This is a genomic window from Candidatus Pelagibacter sp., assembly GCF_965262185.1.
GTDB lineage: Bacteria > Pseudomonadota > Alphaproteobacteria > Pelagibacterales > Pelagibacteraceae > Pelagibacter.
In genome coordinates this window covers 938,654-953,587 of sequence record NZ_OZ253498.1, presented here as the reverse complement: position 1 = coordinate 953,587, position 14,934 = coordinate 938,654, and the positions used below count along the sequence as shown (strand labels likewise).

At 26.7% G+C, this 14,934-nt stretch carries 18 protein-coding genes and 1 tRNA gene; 10 read left to right on the top strand and 9 right to left on the bottom strand.

What is annotated here, in order from left to right; all coding sequences use genetic code 11:
* Positions 1–4 precede the first annotated feature (4 nt).
* From ACQY31_RS05330 to ACQY31_RS05320, 3 genes are read left to right on the top strand one after another with little or no spacing between them, the layout of a single operon-like run.
* The gene (locus tag ACQY31_RS05330) at positions 5–421 is read left to right on the top strand and encodes a TerB family tellurite resistance protein (RefSeq protein ID WP_428079206.1); all 417 of its coding nucleotides are present in this window, start codon (positions 5–7) and stop codon (positions 419–421) included.
* Positions 418–744, top strand: a complete 327-nt coding sequence (fdxA, locus tag ACQY31_RS05325) for a ferredoxin FdxA (RefSeq protein WP_428079205.1) — start codon at positions 418–420, stop codon at positions 742–744. The genes ACQY31_RS05330 and fdxA overlap by 4 nt, the downstream gene beginning before the upstream one ends.
* A complete protein-coding gene (locus ACQY31_RS05320) occupies positions 701–1,606 on the top strand; it encodes a CarD family transcriptional regulator (protein WP_428079202.1) in 906 nt (301 codons plus the stop codon). The genes fdxA and ACQY31_RS05320 overlap by 44 nt, the downstream gene beginning before the upstream one ends.
* Before the next feature lie 357 nt (positions 1,607–1,963).
* Here the strand turns inward: ACQY31_RS05320 and ACQY31_RS05315 are convergent, their stop codons facing one another.
* Positions 1,964–3,661, bottom strand: a complete 1,698-nt coding sequence (locus tag ACQY31_RS05315; RefSeq protein WP_428079201.1) for an AMP-dependent synthetase/ligase — start codon at positions 3,659–3,661, stop codon at positions 1,964–1,966.
* Between the two features lie 6 nt (positions 3,662–3,667).
* Positions 3,668–3,752, bottom strand: a tRNA-Leu gene (locus ACQY31_RS05310).
* A gap of 57 nt (positions 3,753–3,809) precedes the next feature.
* On the opposite strand from ACQY31_RS05310, the gene ACQY31_RS05305 reads away from it, so the two are divergent.
* Genes ACQY31_RS05305 through ACQY31_RS05295 form a run of 3 tightly spaced genes read left to right on the top strand, consistent with a single transcriptional unit; the run spans position 3,810 to position 5,407 of the window.
* Positions 3,810–4,415, top strand: coding sequence for a YqaA family protein (locus ACQY31_RS05305; RefSeq protein ID WP_428079200.1), 606 nt, complete (start codon positions 3,810–3,812; stop codon positions 4,413–4,415).
* The gene (locus ACQY31_RS05300) at positions 4,408–4,890 is read left to right on the top strand and encodes a disulfide bond formation protein B (protein WP_428079199.1); all 483 of its coding nucleotides are present in this window, start codon (positions 4,408–4,410) and stop codon (positions 4,888–4,890) included. The genes ACQY31_RS05305 and ACQY31_RS05300 overlap by 8 nt, the downstream gene beginning before the upstream one ends.
* Complete coding sequence (locus ACQY31_RS05295; protein WP_428079197.1) at positions 4,874–5,407, top strand: demethoxyubiquinone hydroxylase family protein; 534 nt, start codon at positions 4,874–4,876, stop codon at positions 5,405–5,407. Before ACQY31_RS05300 ends, ACQY31_RS05295 begins: the two co-directional genes overlap by 17 nt.
* On the opposite strand, the gene ACQY31_RS05290 is transcribed toward ACQY31_RS05295, so the two are convergent.
* Together ACQY31_RS05290 and ACQY31_RS05285 are read right to left on the bottom strand one after the other, a co-directional pair.
* Positions 5,404–5,973 (bottom strand): HNH endonuclease, encoded by a 570-nt coding sequence (locus ACQY31_RS05290; RefSeq protein ID WP_428079195.1) that lies wholly within the window; start codon positions 5,971–5,973, stop codon positions 5,404–5,406. The two genes, ACQY31_RS05295 and ACQY31_RS05290, sit on opposite strands and share 4 nt — an antisense overlap.
* Before the next feature lie 47 nt (positions 5,974–6,020).
* Positions 6,021–6,671 (bottom strand): alpha/beta hydrolase, encoded by a 651-nt coding sequence (locus ACQY31_RS05285; protein ID WP_428079193.1) that lies wholly within the window; start codon positions 6,669–6,671, stop codon positions 6,021–6,023.
* A gap of 49 nt (positions 6,672–6,720) precedes the next feature.
* Between ACQY31_RS05285 and ACQY31_RS05280 the strand changes: the two genes are divergently transcribed.
* Entirely contained in the window at positions 6,721–6,924 is a 204-nt protein-coding gene (locus ACQY31_RS05280; RefSeq protein WP_262590092.1) for a twin transmembrane helix small protein, read from the top strand.
* Here ACQY31_RS05280 and ACQY31_RS05275 read toward each other — a convergent pair.
* Entirely contained in the window at positions 6,921–7,430 is a 510-nt protein-coding gene (locus ACQY31_RS05275; RefSeq protein ID WP_428079190.1) for a TlpA family protein disulfide reductase, read from the bottom strand. The genes ACQY31_RS05280 and ACQY31_RS05275 overlap by 4 nt on opposite strands.
* A 24-nt stretch (positions 7,431–7,454) precedes the next feature.
* Here ACQY31_RS05275 and argH point away from each other — a divergent pair, with 24 nt between their 5' ends.
* The 3 genes from argH to ACQY31_RS05260 all read left to right on the top strand — a co-directional run bounded on the left by argH (position 7,455) and on the right by ACQY31_RS05260 (position 10,901).
* A complete protein-coding gene (argH, locus tag ACQY31_RS05270) occupies positions 7,455–8,846 on the top strand; it encodes an argininosuccinate lyase (protein ID WP_428079188.1) in 1,392 nt (463 codons plus the stop codon).
* Between the two features lie 127 nt (positions 8,847–8,973).
* Positions 8,974–10,188, top strand: a complete 1,215-nt coding sequence (lysA, locus tag ACQY31_RS05265; protein ID WP_428079186.1) for a diaminopimelate decarboxylase — start codon at positions 8,974–8,976, stop codon at positions 10,186–10,188.
* Between the two features lie 11 nt (positions 10,189–10,199).
* The gene (locus ACQY31_RS05260; protein ID WP_428079185.1) at positions 10,200–10,901 is read left to right on the top strand and encodes a lysophospholipid acyltransferase family protein; all 702 of its coding nucleotides are present in this window, start codon (positions 10,200–10,202) and stop codon (positions 10,899–10,901) included.
* Here the strand turns inward: ACQY31_RS05260 and dnaN are convergent.
* The 4 genes from dnaN to mutM all read right to left on the bottom strand — a co-directional run bounded on the left by dnaN (position 10,898) and on the right by mutM (position 14,907).
* Positions 10,898–12,010 (bottom strand): DNA polymerase III subunit beta, encoded by a 1,113-nt coding sequence (gene dnaN / locus ACQY31_RS05255; RefSeq protein ID WP_428079183.1) that lies wholly within the window; start codon positions 12,008–12,010, stop codon positions 10,898–10,900. The two genes, ACQY31_RS05260 and dnaN, sit on opposite strands and share 4 nt — an antisense overlap.
* Positions 12,000–13,418, bottom strand: coding sequence for a chromosomal replication initiator protein DnaA (gene dnaA, locus ACQY31_RS05250; RefSeq protein WP_428079181.1), 1,419 nt, complete (start codon positions 13,416–13,418; stop codon positions 12,000–12,002). Before dnaA ends, dnaN begins: the two co-directional genes overlap by 11 nt.
* Positions 13,419–13,734: 316 nt before the next feature.
* Complete coding sequence (gene rpsT, locus ACQY31_RS05245; RefSeq protein WP_262590084.1) at positions 13,735–13,995, bottom strand: 30S ribosomal protein S20; 261 nt, start codon at positions 13,993–13,995, stop codon at positions 13,735–13,737.
* Between the two features lie 48 nt (positions 13,996–14,043).
* Positions 14,044–14,907, bottom strand: a complete 864-nt coding sequence (mutM, locus tag ACQY31_RS05240; protein ID WP_428079180.1) for a bifunctional DNA-formamidopyrimidine glycosylase/DNA-(apurinic or apyrimidinic site) lyase — start codon at positions 14,905–14,907, stop codon at positions 14,044–14,046.
* Between the last annotated feature and the right edge of the window lie 27 nt (positions 14,908–14,934).

Here is a 14,934-nt window from a genome sequence, read left to right as displayed (position 1 = left end):
TTTTATGTTTTTTAAAAAGACAGATAAAAAAGAAGAGAATAATTTTATAGTAAAAGTTTGTGCTTTATTGATCCATGCTGCAAAAATAGATGAAAATTATACTGTCAAAGAAGAGGAAATAATTAAAAAAACACTTCTAGAGTTGGGCCTTGAAAGTGAAAAAATCTCAAAAACTATCCAAGATGCAAAAATTATTGAGGAAAATTCAAACCAAATTTTAGACTTCACAAGAGAAATTAAAAATTTACCTGAAAAAGATAAAATTAAAATAGTGGAAGCTCTTTGGTCAATTATTTATTCTAATGAAGATGCTGATATGTATGAAACAAATCTCATGAGAAGATTAGCGGGACTTTTATACATTGACAGTAAAACTATGGGGGATATTAAGCATAGAGTAAAACAGGAAAATAAAGAGTGACTTATATTGTAAACGATAATTGCATTAAATGTAAACTTACTGATTGTGTAGAAGTTTGTCCGGTTGATTGTTTTTATGAAGGTAAAAATATGCTTGTAATTAAACCGGATGAGTGTATAGATTGTGGCGTTTGTGAGCCAGAGTGCCCAGTTGATGCTATAAAAGCAGATACTGAACCTGGAAGCGAAAAATGGTTAGAGATCAATAAAAAGTATTCAGAAATCTGGCCGAATATAAGTGAGAAAAAAGATCCCCCTGCGGATCACGAAAAATTTAAAAATGAGCAAAATAAGTACGAAAAGTATTTTAAAGAAAATCTTTAAAGGCAAATCAGATAAAGAAATGGCAAAAAAAGTTAAAAAGAAAAAAGTAACTAAAGTTAAAAAAGTCGTAAAACCTAAAACTAAAAAAGTTAAAAAAGTAGTAGTAAAAAAACCTAAAAAAGTATTAAAAAAAATTCCAAATAAATCTCCTAAAATAAAAAAAGTTTCAAAAACTACTGAAACACCAGATGAACCGAAAGTAGATAATTTAAGAATATCAAAAACTAATGAGGTTAAACCTGAGATAAAAAAAGTAAAAAAACAAGAAACTGAAAAAAGAGAATTTAAAATTAAAGATTATGTTGTTTATCCAAAACATGGTGTTGGTCAGATTACAGAATTTAAAAAAATAAATATCGGTGGTATTGATGTTGAAACATACATTGTCAAATTTGAAAAAGATAAAGCTAATGGTATGGTACCAGTTAACAAACAGTCTCACCTAAGGCCTTTAGCAACAATTAATCAAGTAAACAAATGTATTTCTATATTAAAAAGTAAGCCAAAAATCAAAAGATCAATGTGGAGTAGAAGAGCACAAGAATATGAGGCAAAAATTTCATCAGGTAAAATTTATGAATTAGCTGAAGTTGTAAGAGATCTAAACAAGGGTGACGATCTTATGGTTGATCAATCTTATAGTGAAAGACAACTTTTTGAAAAAGCTTATGAAAGAATGCAGTCAGAATTTCAGATAATTTTAAATTTATCACCAGAAGACACTCAAAAAAAATTAGATAAAGCATTAAAGAGAAATGTTGGTGGACAAACACAAGGAATTAGCGCTACTTCTAAAACTCCAACTGCTGATTTACCTGTCGAAGAACCTATTTCTGAAACTGACGAACCTTTAGACGAATAAAAAAAAACGCCTCTCACACGAAAAGTTATGAGAAGCGTTTTTTGTAAAGAATACTAAGTTATTATCTTCTTCTTTTCTTAGCTTTTTTAGCTTTCTTAGCTTTTTTCTTAGCTTTTTTCTTAGTTTTCTTTGCCGCTTTTTTTCTTTTCTTAGGCATCTTTAGCTCCCTTTTTAGTTTAACGAATCAAATTGATTCGCTGTTAACTTATTTTTATTTTTTTATACAACTTATGTCAAATCATTAATTAAAAACGAATTTTAAAAAAATTATTTTTTATTTTTTATTTTTTTATAAAAAATTTTTTTATTAATTTAGTTAGTGTTTATGCGGTAAATAAACTCTTAATTTAAAGAAATTTAATAAAGTTTTTCTATTTCACTTTTATACTTTTCAATAATTTTATATCTTTTTAACTTTAAAGTTGGTGTCATTAATCCATTTTCAATTGTAAATTGATCTTTAACTACAAAAAACTTTTTAATTTTTTCTATCTTCGATAAATTTTTATTTATTGTTTCTATTTCTTTTGTAATATTTTCATCTAACACACTACTTTCATTATTATTTAAAACTAAAATGGCTATTAAATATGGTTTGTTATCTCCATAAACTAATGCTTGCTCTACAAATTGAATCTTAAGTAAGTCATTTTCAATTTTCACAGGAGAGATATTGTCACCACCTGGTGTAATTAAAATATCTTTTTTTCTATCAGTGATTTTTAAGTAACCATTTTCAAAATGCCCTATATCTCCAGTATATAACCAGCCATCCTTTAAGACTTTTGCGGTCTCATCTTTTTTATTCCAATAGCCTAACATAACATTTTCACCTTTAACCAGAATTTCACCATCATCAGCAATTTTTACTTCATTACTACTAAAAGCAGGACCTACAGTATCTATCCTTATATCTTTTATCGGGTTACAACTTACAACTGGAGAAGTTTCTGTTAAACCATACCCTTGCAAAGTAGGTAAACCTATCGAATTTAAAAAAACCCCTACTTCTTTATCTAGCGCACCTCCTCCAGAAATAAATGCTTTTAAAGAACCTCCAAATTGAGCTTTTATTTTTTTTCTAACTATTTTTTCACAAATCGTATTTTGCACTTTTTCAAAAAAAGTAAGTTTTTGATTGGTTAGTACTTTTTCTCCAAGATAAAGCATTTTGTTTATTAGAGATTTTTTAAAACCAGTAGCTTTATTAAAAGTTGAATTAATTTTTTGATACAGATTCTGATAAAATCTTGGAACAGCTGTCATAATATCTGGACTACATTCTCCCATATTTTTAATTAACTTATCTATACTTTCTGCATAGTAAACTTCAGCACCTATTGCTATTTGAACAAACTGTACGGTGTGTTCATAAGAATGAGATAATGGTAACCAAGTTAGGAATTTAGGTTTGTAAGAAATTATCTCTTTCAAAAGTGAAATAGAACCTTCACAATTATTTAAAATCCCTCCATGACTAAGCATTACTCCCTTGGGGTTACCTTGGGTTCCTGATGTATAAATAATACAAGCTACATCTTTTCTTGAAATTTCTAATTTTAAAAAATCGATCTCTTCACAATCGTTCTTTAGAAAAATATCTTTAATACATATAGTATCTGATTGACTGTCAATTTGATCAAAGGTGATAGCCTTTTTTATAAATGGCTTTGTAGAAATTATATTTTTAATTTTATTATATTGAACTTGATCTGAGACAATTATTACTGATGGATTACAATCATCAATTAAATATTCATAATCTCTTTCGGTATAAGTGGTATAAGCTGGCACGGTAATTCCACCTGCTAACATTATCGCTAAATCAGATATCATCCATTCAGGTCTATTTTCTGAAATTAATAAACATCTATCTTTTTTTTGAATTAAAGATTTAAGCTCGTCGCTTAATTTTAAAATATTCAAATAAGTATCTCTCCAAGAAAATTTATCGTTTGGATTTTTTAATGATTTTAGAAAAATTTGATCTGCTTTTTCTTTTGTATACTGATTATAAAATAGTTCTAAAAGATTATTATAGTTTTTTATATTCATAAACTTTGGTGGGCGAAGAGAGAATCGAACTCTCACTTCTTGCGAAACACGATTTTGAGTCGTGCGCGTCTACCAGTTCCGCCATTCGCCCATTAAATTAAATTATAATTAAATAGTATAAGAACTAAAATTATATTAAAACCAAAAAATGTTCCAAAGTCTTTATAAAAAGTGTTTAAATTTAGCTGCTCACAAAAGTTCAAATTTGTACTTAGGAATTGTTTCCTTCACTGAAAGTTCGTTTTTTCCGATACCTCCAGATGTAATGATTATTCCTATGGTGATTGCTAAAAAAAAAGAATATTTTAAAATATTTTTAATCGCATCTTTATTTTCAGTTTTAGGTGGAATTTTTGGATATTTACTAGGTTATTTGTTTTATGATTTAGCTATTCATGTAATTGAATTTTATGGTTATGAAAATAAAGTAGAAAATTTGAAGACAAGTTTGTCTCAAGGATCAGGTTTTTTTGCCTGGCTAAGTATTCTTTTTCTAGCTGGATTTACTCCACTTCCCTATAAAGCATTCACTATTGCTAGCGGTGTTGTTGGTTTTAGTTTACCTGTATTTATTGTTGTAAGTTTAATCTCGAGAAGTCTTAGATTTTTTATTGTTGCTTATTTATCTTATAAATTTGGTGACTTATTTACTGAATTCATGGAGAAGCATGGTTCAAAATGGTTCACTATAATTGGAATTTTAATAGTTATAGTATTAGGAATTATATTTTTAATTTTTAAATTTAATGCTTAATAACAAATCATTATTGCTTAATCTAATTTTATTTGTCAGTTTCATTGCTTTAATATCAGCGTTTTTTATTGAGTATGTTTTAGGTCATCAACCATGTAATCTTTGTATTTTAGAGAGAATTCCATATGTAGTTGCAATAGTAATTATACTCTTGAATTATAAATTTTCTCAGTTTGAGAAACTATTTTTAGTTTTATTGATAATAGTTTTTTTAACAGCTACTATCTTGTCAGTTTATCATTTTGGAATAGAACAGGGGTTTATTGAAGAATCTTTAGTTTGTGACCTGAAAAATGGCTCTGGAGTAACTTCTAAAGAAGAAATTTTAAAACAATTGCAAGAAAAAAAAGTGAGCTGCAAAGATGTAACATTTAAAATTTTTGGATTATCTCTTACAACTTATAATATTGTAATTTCTATACTAATTGCAATCAATACATTAAAGATTTATTTAAACTATGCCAAAAGTAAGTAAAAAAAAAATTGAAGAATTTATAAGGGTAGATCATGCTGGTGAGCGTGGAGCAGTTAAAATATATGAAGGTCAATTATTAGCTTTAAACACATTTGTAAAAGATGAAGGTTTGAAAAAAATTATAGAAGATATGAAAATTCATGAAAAGGAACATAGCGAGTTCTTTGAACACGAAATTAAGAAAAGAAACATTGCTCCTACAAAATTTTTGCCACTTTGGGATTTACTAGGTGTTGGTTTAGGATTTGGTTCTACTTTGTTAGGGAAAAAAGCAGCCATGCTATGCACGGCGTCTGTAGAGGAAGTAATTGATGAACACTACTTAAATCAAATTAATCAATTAGATGAAGATGAAAAATTTCTCAAAAACAAAATTACAAAATTTAGAGAAGATGAGCTTAATCATAAAGATATCGCTTATGAAAAAGGCGCAACTAAAAAGGGACCTTATAGTATTTTAGATAAAATAATTAAAACTGGTTCTAAAATTGCAATTAATATTTCTGAAAAAATTTAGTTTTCTAATTCAACATCCCAATACAAATAATCCATCCAACTTTTATGTAAAAAATTAGGAGGAAAGTTCTTGCCATTTTTATGTAAATCTTCTGTTGAAGGTCTGAATGGATATTGATTTAATTTCATTCCTGAATGTTTTAATAATTTTCCACCTTTTTTTACATTACAAGCTGAACAAGCTGTAACAACATTGTCCCAATTTGTCTCTCCACCTTTAGATCTAGGAAGCAAATGATCAAAAGTAAGTTCCTCATTACTTCCACAATATTGACAAGAGAATTTATCTCTTAAAAAAACGTTAAATCTAGTAAAACTTGGTTTCGTTTGAGGAACAATATAGTCTTTTAAAGCTATAACACTTGGTAGCTTCATATTAAATGAAGGGCTTCTGATAGTTCTATCGTAATTACTTACAATTATAACTCTATCAAGAAAAACTGATTTCACAGTGTCTTGCCATGACCATAATGATAGTGGGTAATAGCTAAGAGGTCTATAATCAGCGTTTAGAACTAATGCAGGACATTTTTCTAATGATACATCTTGTTCAATAAAATTATTCACTATTAAACATTAACTTAGTTTAACATCATAATCAATATGATCAGATGTTAAATTTTTTTTAAAATATAATTTAAAGCTGTACTTGATGCCTCAATAGGAATGTGATGATCACAATTTTTTATTAATAACGTTTCAACTGGAATATTATTTCGGATTAAAAAATCTTTAGCTTCAAGTAAATGTGTTGATGGAACAATTTGATCAGCATCACCATGTATTAATAATGTATCAGTGCTGTTATTGATTCTATTTTTTAAATTAATTTGATCTATTATCTTTCCAGAAAATCCTACAACACATAAAAATTTTTCGTTTGAAGTAAGACCAACATTCAAAGACATCATGCAGCCCTGGCTAAAGCCTGATAAACAAATTTGTTGATTTGATAAGTTGTATTCAGTTTTAACTTCCTCAATAAATTTTTTAATAACATTTTCAGCTTTAATTGATTCTTCAAGAATATAAGATGGATCTTCTTTAGTTAAATCAAACCATTGATATCCTGATGGATTAATTGCACACTTTTCATGTCCATTAGGACAAATAAAAATAGTGTTTGGCAGATGTCTTTTCCAATTTAAAGTTAACATACTTATGTCTTTTCCATCTCCACCATACCCATGAAGTAAAATTATCGCATTCTTAATTTCTGTTCCTTCTTCTGGTTTGATGATGATTGAATTAAGGCAAAATGTCATAGATGATTTATTATGTTTTTTATTTTTAAAAACACACTACAATAATAATATGTTTTCTGGAATATTAGTTAAAATTTTATCTATCGCTCTTTTAATAGCAGTTGGAATAGTTTTGGTTTTGGGTATTGGAACTTTATTTAAAGGTGGAGAAACAAGTAAAAAATATTCAAATAAACTAATGCAGCTTAGAGTTCTACTGCAATTTGTGGCTATACTTGTTTTGGTAGCTTTCGCATATTTTTTTAAAAACTAATTATATTTCTCAATCCACTTTAAAAAATCTTTGTTATTAAAGTCTAAGTCACCAAGAACCCTTGCAAATTCCTCACCTTCTTTATTTATAAATATTGATGTTGGAACTCCTCTTAGAGAAAAAGTTTTAGCTAAAGTTACTTCTGGATCAAAAAAAGGTTCCAAATTTTTTAAGTTTAATTTTACAAAAAATTCTTCAACTTTATTTAGTTTTTCTTTCCCAATATTAATAGGAAAAACTTTTAAATTATTAAGTGATGAATTTGCTTGCATATTGTCTAATGAAGGCATCTCTTCTTTGCATGGGGGACACCAGGTAGCCCAAAAATTTAAAACTAACAATTTTCCTTTGAAATCATTAATTTTAATTTTTTCATTTTTTTTATTTAAAAAAAATACGTTTTCATACGTTTTTGGAACTTTATGAATAACAATATTTTTAATGTTCGGTAAATCACTAGCTTCTGCAGTTGTAATTAAAAAAATAAATAATGCTAAAATTCTCATATTAATTAGGTATAACTAAATATCATGGCAAAAAATAAAAACAACCAAGCAATATGGAACACGCGAATACAAAAAGAGGCGTCAAACCTATTTCAAAAAGTTGGTAATTCTATTGATATAGACAAGAGACTTTATAAAGAAGACATCCAAGGATCCATTGCACATGTTGAAATGCTTTTTAGACAAAAGATAATTTCCTTTAAAATAAAAAATAAAATTATTTATGGTCTAAATAAAATTTATAAAGAAATAACTCGCAAAAAATTTGAATTTAATAAAAAATATGAAGACATTCATATGAATATAGAGAAAAGATTGTTTCAAATAATTGGTGATGAAGCTGGATACATTCATACAGCTAGATCAAGAAATGATCAGGTAATAACTGATTTTAAAATTTGGATTAAAACTGCAACAAAAGATATTAATAACAATATAGATAAAGTAATCAAAAGTACAATTAAACTGGCTGAAAAAAATGTTGAGACTATTATGCCAGGATTCACTCATCTTAAAAATGCTCAAGCTATATCATTTGGCCATTATTTAATGGCTTATGTGGAAATGTTTACCAGAGATAAAAAAAGATTTTTAAACAATTTAGATAGTTTAGATGAAAGTCCATTAGGTGTAGCGGCTCTATCAGGCACTTCATTTAATATAGATAGAAATTTTACATCTAAAAAACTTGGATTTAAAAGACCAACCAATAATTCAATAGATACAGTTTCAGATAGAGACTTTGTGCTCGATTTTCTTTATGCTGTTTCAGTATGTTCAATGCATATTTCTAGAATTGCAGAGGAATTAATTATATGGAATTCAGATGGATTTAACTTAATCAACTTGTCAGATAAAGTTGTTACAGGCTCTTCAATTATGCCTCAAAAAAAGAACCCTGATCTTCTAGAATATCTAAGAGGAAAAACTGGTGTTTCTTATGGAAATTTTTTTTCTATGCTAACTATACTAAAGGGCTTGCCAATATCCTATTTTAAAGATTTACAGGATGATAAAGAATTAGTTTTTAATTCTAATGACACTCTCATAAATTGCTTAAAAATATTTAATGAAGTTTTAAAAAATTGCAGTGCGAATAAAAAGAAAATGCTTGAGCTTGCAAATACAGGTCATATTACGGCAACAGATCTAGCTGATTATTTAGTTAGAGAACACAACATGTCATTTAGAAAGGCATATCAAAAAACGGCTGCTATTGTTAACATGGCTGAAAAAAGAAAGAAAAATTTAAACGAATTAACTTTAAACGAACTCAAAAAAATTGAACCAAAATTGACAGAAAAAGTTTTGGAAATTTTCAATTTAAAAAGCTCTATAAATTCAAAAAAATCATTTGGGGGAACTTCTTTTGAAAATATTAAAAAAATGATAACTAAATATAAGAAACTAAAATGATAAAAAAAATCACATTTATGTTGGTTATGTTGCTACTGTTATTTTCATGTGGCAAGAAAGGTGACCCTGTATACCAAGAAGACAAAAACAAAGTTTATTTAAATCTATTCTCTAAAAATAGAGTGTAATGAAATACATAAATAAAAAATTATCTATTGATAAAGTTAACTTTCTAAAGATTGCGAAAAAATATGGTACACCAACATATTGCTATTCATACTCAACATTAAAAGAAAATATATTAAATTTTAAAAAAAATTTTAAATCAATATCACCATTGATATGTTTCGCGGTTAAATCAAATACCAATGTAAATTTAATAAATGAGATATCAAAATTTGGTTTTGGAGCTGATGTAGTATCTGTTGGTGAAATGATGATGGCCCTTAAAGCAGGTATTAGTCCAAAAAAAATTGTCTTTTCAGGAGTTGGTAAAACTACAAATGAAATAAGTTACGCAATAGATAAAAAAATTTTACTAATTAACGCAGAGTCGAAAAGTGAAGTAGTAGAAATAAATAGAGTGGCTAGACAAAAAAATAAAATTGTGAAAATTGGTTTAAGATTAAATCCTAATACTGATGCAAAAACATTAAGCCAAATTTCGACCGGTAAAAAAGAGAATAAGTTTGGTGTAAATGAAAAAACATTTTATGAAATAATTGATTATTGCAAAAGTTCACAAAATATAAATCTTAATTGCCTTAGTGTTCATATTGGAAGCCAAATTTTAGATCATAAGCCTTATGAAAAAATGCTTAAAGTAGTCGATAATATTTTAAAGAAAACATCTCATGAATTTGAATACATCGATTTAGGTGGTGGTATGGGAATTTCTTACACAGAGAAAAATAAAAAACTTAATTATAAAAAATATAATTTAGCTATTAAAAAATTTTTAAAAAATAAAAAATGTAAAATTATATTTGAACCAGGAAGATCTATAATAGGAAATTCTGGAACATTAATTACAAAAGTAATTTACATAAAAGATAGTGAAAGTAAAAAATTCATTATATTAGATGCAGCAATGAATGATTTGATGAGACCAGCATTATATGGTGCAATTCATAAAACTTTACCTGTTATTAAATCTGGAAAAGTTTCCAAAAAAACTTATGAATTTGTAGGACCTATATGTGAAAGTACAGACAAGTTTGTAACTATTAAAAACTTTCAAGAACTTCAAGAAAAGGACTATGTTGCAATATGTGATGTTGGTGCTTACGGAATGTCACTAAGTTCAAATTATAATTTAAGAACAAAACCATTAGAAATATTAATTAAAAACAACAAAATAAAAATAATTAGAAAAAGACAAAAGCATAAAGATTTAATTTAGCTTTTGAGACAATGATAAGAAACATTTTATTTTCAATATTTTTTTTTACTGGAATTATTTTTATTTCTGTAATTTTTTTACCTTCTTTTTTTCTACCAAGAAAAATTGTTTTAATTGGTGGCAAATTAATGGGCTATTGGACTGGTATTTGCTTAAGGTTTATCCTTTCAGTAAAAATCCTTATCAAAGGTGAAGAAAATATAATCAAAGAGGATAAATTTTTTATTGCTGCATCTCATCAATCAATGTTTGAAACTTTTTATTTGCAAACTATTTTTAATTCACCAGTTTTTATTTTAAAGAAAGAGCTTCTTCAAATTCCAATATTTGGTTGGTATTTAAAAAAAATAGGATCAATTTCAATAAATAGAAATAAAACAACTAAAGATAATTTGGGTTTTTTTAATGATATTTCAAAAACAATATCACAATCAAATCGTCCATTAATTATTTTTCCTCAAGGTACCAGGGTATTACCTGACGATAGAACACCATTTAAAAAAGGAGCCTCAAGGATATATGAAGAATTAAAAATAAATTGTTTACCAGTAGCCATAAACTCTGGTTACGTATGGCCAAAAAAAGGTGAAAAAAATAGCAATAGAACAATTACTATATCAATATTAAAACCTATTTCAGCTGGACTAGAAAAAAATGAATTTTTAAAAACTCTAGAAAAAAATATCTATCAAGAATTAGATTTAATAAATTAACCCTTCATTGGCATCACAACATAAATACTATCAAAATCGCCTGGATCTTTTATTAAAGCTGGTGAACCAGTATCATTAAAGAAGATTTCGACTCTATCACCATCTAATTGTGAAGCTACATCAATCAAATATCTGGAGTTAAAACTTATTTCTAAGTCGTGATCAAATTTAACATTTAATGTTTCTTGTCCGTCTCCACTATTAGTATTATTTACCGAAAGATTAAGAGTATCATTTGATAAATTAAATTTTACACCATCTTTTTTATCCAGAGATACGGAAGCTACTCTATCAACTGAGTTTAAGAAAAGTTTTAAATCAATTTCTAATTTTTTTTGATTATTTTTAGGAATTACCTGAATGTAATTCGGGAATTTTCCATCAATAAGTTTTGAAATTAAAATACTATTATTTAGCTCAAACTTAATTTTTGACTTTAGATTTGATACTTTTACATCACCATCATAACTATCTAACAGTGAACAAAGTTGAAAAATTGTTTTTTTAGGAAGTATAATAGGATCAAATTCAATTTTTTCATCTAGTCTGATTTTTGAAATCGACATTCTGTGACTGTCCGTAGCAACAGCTGTTAAATAATTTTTATCCTCAACTTCGGTTTGGTGAAAATAAATACCACTTAAATAATGTCGAGTTTCATCATTTGAAACAGAAAACTTACATTTATTTAGAAGCTTCAATAATTGTTTTGATTTTATTGTAAATTCATTTTCATTAAAGTTTTCATCAGTCAATGGAAACTCGGTAGCACTGATACAATTTAAATTAAAAATTGATTTTTCCGATTCTACTTGTAATTTACTTATATCGGTAAGAGTAAGGTTAATTTTTTTTCCTGATGTTAATTTTCTGATTATGTCATACATAATTGACGACGTTGTTGTTGTTTTTCCTTCATCCAGAATTTCAACATTATTAAGCTGATGTATAAAAATCAAATCAAGATCTGTAGCAGTAATCGTTAATTTAGAATTACTGGCATCTAATAGAATATTAGATAAAATTGGTAAGGTGCTTCTTTTTTCAATTACACCCTGACAATAATTTAGTGCTTGCTGGAGATCTTGTTGGTTGACGTTAAATTTCATTTTCTTTGTTATTGTATAATATCTGATTTTTAAGTTTATTAATATTATCTACCATTTCTGGATCTTTTTCTTTGATTTTCTCGATTGTTTTAACAGAGTGGATAATTGTTGTGTGGTCTCTATTCGAGAACTCTCTACCTATTTCTGGTAATGATTTTGAAGTTAAAATTTTAGTTAAGTAAATTGCTGTCTGTCTTGGTCTTACAAGATATCTTGATCTTCTTGAAGAAAGCATTTCATTTTTGCTTATCTTGAAAAACTTACACACAATAGTCTGTATTAAATCTATTGTTACTTTATTTTCTGAAATATTTAAAAGATCTTTTAATACCACTTTAGTTTCAGATAAATTTGGAACTTTATTATAAATTCTTGAAAATGATACTATTCTATTAACTGCTCCAACTAATTCTCTAACACTTCCAGAAATCTCATTGCTGATAAAATCTTGTATGTCTTTTGATACTTCAAGCTGATCTGAATATAAATTGTTTAATTCTTCTGTTTTTTTTTGAACTATTTTTTTTCGTAATTCTAAATCAGGTTTTTGAATGTCAACGACGAAACCCCCCGAAAATCTAGACTTAATTCTCTCTTGAATTCGCATTAATTTATTAGGTGCTCTATCAGCAGACACGATAATTTGTGATCCTTTGTCTAACAAAGCATTGAATGTATGAAAAAATTCTTCCTGCATTGCTTCTTTGCCGCTAATAAACTGGATGTCATCTATTAATAAAATATCAGTATTTCTAAAATATTCTTTAAACTTAACCATATCATTTGATTTAATTGATTTTACGAACTGATACATGAAACGTTCAGCAGAAATGAACATCACTTTATTTTTTTTCTTCATTTCAAAACCAATAGAATTTAATAAGTGAGTTTTCCCCATTCCTACACCACCATAGATATAGAGTGGATTATAATGAGAGATAGTTTCTGTAACCTTTGTAGAAGCTTCATATGCAAGTTTATTGCTTGATCCAGTTATAAAGTTATCAAATCGTTTGTTTGGATCTATTCGGTTGTACTGAAGGTACGAGTCTTTTATAAATGAAACATTTTCATTTTGGGTATTTTCAATATTTGTTGTTTCTTTTAAATCCTTATCAACTTTTTGATCAATAATTTTAAATTCAATTCTAATTATATCTTTTTTATACAATTTAATTATTTTCAGAATTTGGTCTAAATACCTCGAAGTAATCCAGTCTCTGATAAATCTAGTTGGAACAGATAAAAGTAAATAATTATTATGCTCCTCAAGAAATGATATTTTTTTTAACCAACTTTCATAAATTTCCAAACCTAATTTATTCTTCATTTCAGATTGAATTTGTTGCCAATCGATCTCTTCTGAAGCAAAATTATTAATATTTTTATTTGTAAAAGATTTATTCATAACTTAAGGGAAGATCTCAGTTAGAACGATTTAAAAAATTTTGCAACAAGTATTAAATTTAAAATTAAAAAAAAATTAAATCTGCAATTGTAGAATTTATTGTCACAATCATTTTTTTTTATGGACACAAATTTTTAAATTAGTTTTAAATTTTCTTAAAAATAAAATTTTAGATTGAATCAAATACAGATTGAATCAAACATTGATTGTATTGTGTAAGATCAAAGATTTACTAAATCTAAATATAGTAATTTGAAAGTATTTAGATCTTATATAATGTGTGTGTGAAATTTATCTTCGAAACAACTTAAGGTTTTTAAATTGCTGCAATCTTTTTAGTTATTCTTGAAACGTTTCTTGATGCATTTTGTTTTTTAATTACACCAGTCTTTGCAATTTTCATCAACTCAGAGTTTAATTTAGGTAAGAATTTTAACGCTTCATCTTTCTTTTTGGTATCAATTAAAGCGTTCATTTTCTTTAATGCATTTCTAAATCTACTTTTTCTAGCTTTATTAACTGCTGTTTGTTTAGAAATACGCCTTATACGTTTAATAGCTGATTTTGTATTTGCCATGCGCAGGGGTATAGCTTGAGAACTGAAAACGGTCAACTAAATATTTGGCTAATTTTGGCAGGAATTACAAAAAAAAGTAGATCTATTTGATACAATTTTTTTCTGTATAGTATCGGTACATCCTATAGTTTTACATCTTAATCCTTCTTGCTGATATACTTTAAACTCTTTTTGATAGTTTCCAGAAGATCCCAACGTATCCTTAAAATCTCTAATACTTGAACCACCTTTTTTAATTGCTCTTAATAAAATTTTTTTTGAATAGTAAATAATTTTTTTACAATCTTCTCTAGTTAACAAACTTGCTTTTTTAAATGGATAAATCTTACTTAGAAATAAAATTTCACTTGCATAAATATTCCCAATTCCAGAAACAAATTTTTGATCTAATAAAAATGTTTTAATATTTTTATTCTTTCCTTTGAAGTAATTAAAAACATAATTCAAATTAAAATTTAAATTGAATGGTTCTGGTCCCAAATTTTTAAATCTATTTTCTAATTTTTCACTATTTTCTATTAACTCAAAAAAACCAAATCTTCTTGGGTCATTATAAATTACTTTCAAAGAATTAAATATTAATTCGATATGATTATGTTTTTTTGGTAATATAGGAGAATGATAAAAACTAGTATTAGTAAATTTTAATTTTTTTTTACTATCAATGATATGTATGGTTCCAGACATGCCCAAATGTATCAAACAAAACTCTCCACTTTTAAAATTCAATATTAAATACTTGGAAAATCTATCTACTTTAATAATTTTTTTATTCATTAAAAAAGAACTAAAATTTTTTGGAAGTGGAAACCTAAGATTTTTATTTCTAATAATTACTTTTTTAATACTTTTTTGTTTAATTTTTTTGTCTAAAGATTGTCTAACAATTTCTACTTCTGGTAATTCTGGCATTTCTCACTATATTCAATATATATTTTT